The 1,323-nt window shown below is 67.6% G+C and carries 1 protein-coding gene, 1 tRNA gene and 1 other RNA gene; 1 reads left to right on the top strand and 2 read right to left on the bottom strand.

The window, feature by feature from the left end; genetic code table 11:
* Together BHU15_RS29265 and ffs are read right to left on the bottom strand one after the other, a co-directional pair.
* Positions 1–990 (bottom strand): DNA polymerase III subunit gamma and tau (locus BHU15_RS29265; protein WP_141726900.1); only part of this gene is annotated, 990 nt, incomplete at its 3' end.
* Positions 991–1,036: 46 nt separating this feature from the next.
* Positions 1,037–1,135, bottom strand: an RNA gene (gene ffs / locus BHU15_RS29260) — signal recognition particle sRNA small type.
* A 72-nt stretch (positions 1,136–1,207) separates the two neighbouring features.
* On the opposite strand from ffs, the gene BHU15_RS29255 reads away from it, so the two are divergent.
* Positions 1,208–1,295 (top strand) — tRNA-Ser (locus BHU15_RS29255).
* Positions 1,296–1,323: the final 28 nt, after the last annotated feature.

The raw sequence follows: 1,323 nt of genomic DNA, 5'->3' as shown, positions 1-1,323 counted from the left end.
GGCCGCACCGAAGACGGACGCCTGGTCCCGCATCCGCTGGACCACGTCGTCGGGGGCGTCGATGAGCCCCTTCGTACCGGCGTCCGGAACGGCGGCCAGGATCACCAGGTCTCGCAGCCGCTCCAACAGGTCGGCGACGAAGCGCCGCGGGTCGTTGCCGCCCTCGATCACCCGGTCCACGACCTCGAAGGCCGCGGCCCCGTCACCGGCGGCGAAGGCGTCGATCGCCGAGTCGAGCAGCGAACTGTCCGTGTAACCAAGGAGGGCCGTCGCCATGGCGTACGTCACACCGTCCTCGGCGGCGCCCGCGAGGAGCTGGTCCATGACGGACATCGAGTCCCGCACGGACCCGGCCCCGGCCCGTACGACGAGCGGCAGCACCCCGTCCGCGACCGGGATCTGCTCCTTGGCGCACACCTCGCCGAGATAGTCGCGCAGCGTCCCGGGCGGCACCAGCCGGAACGGATAGTGGTGCGTACGCGACCGGATCGTGCCGATGACCTTCTCGGGCTCGGTGGTCGCGAAGATGAACTTCAGATGCTCCGGCGGCTCCTCGACGACCTTCAGCAGGGCGTTGAAGCCCGCCGGGGTCACCATGTGCGCCTCGTCGATGATGTAGATCTTGTACCGACTGCCGGCCGGCCCGAAGAATGCCTTCTCACGCAGATCACGGGCGTCGTCCACACCACCGTGCGAAGCGGCGTCGATCTCGATGACATCGATCGACCCGGGCCCGGTCCTGGCCAGGTCCTGACAGGACTGACAGACGCCGCACGGGGTCGGCGTGGGCCCCTGCTCGCAGTTCAGACAGCGCGCGAGGATGCGCGCACTGGTGGTCTTCCCACAGCCCCGCGGCCCGCTGAACAGGTACGCGTGATTGACCCGGTTGTTGCGCAGGGCCTGCTGCAACGGGTCAGTGACATGCTCCTGCCCGATGACCTCGGCGAAGGACTCGGGGCGGTAACGGCGATACAGCGCTAGGGACGACACACCTACGACGATATCGGCCCGCTATGACATCCCACCCCGCCCCACCAACGCGAACGCCCCTCACGCACCCGCCAGAGCCAACCTACCCTTGCTGCCTTCCGGCCCTGGGGGAGTTCAGTCAGATAGCGCCACGTGAGGGGCTGCGCCCACAGTACCTGATGCCCACCCCCGGCAACGAGTTCGCGAGCACCGCTCAACGTCTTGTATGGTTCGTCGCGGAGGATTCGCCTAGTGGCCTAGGGCGCACGCTTGGAAAGCGTGTTGGGGGCAACCCCTCACGAGTTCGAATCTCGTATCCTCCGCCATTGCTCTCACCGGGCAATAGTCGAAGGC

Origin of the sequence: Streptomyces niveus (genome assembly GCF_001723055.1) — a bacterium.
GTDB classification, from domain to species: domain Bacteria; phylum Actinomycetota; class Actinomycetes; order Streptomycetales; family Streptomycetaceae; genus Streptomyces; species Streptomyces niveus.
The sequence above is the reverse complement of the archived record's forward strand: the minus strand, read 5'-3'. Positions and strand labels throughout refer to the sequence as shown.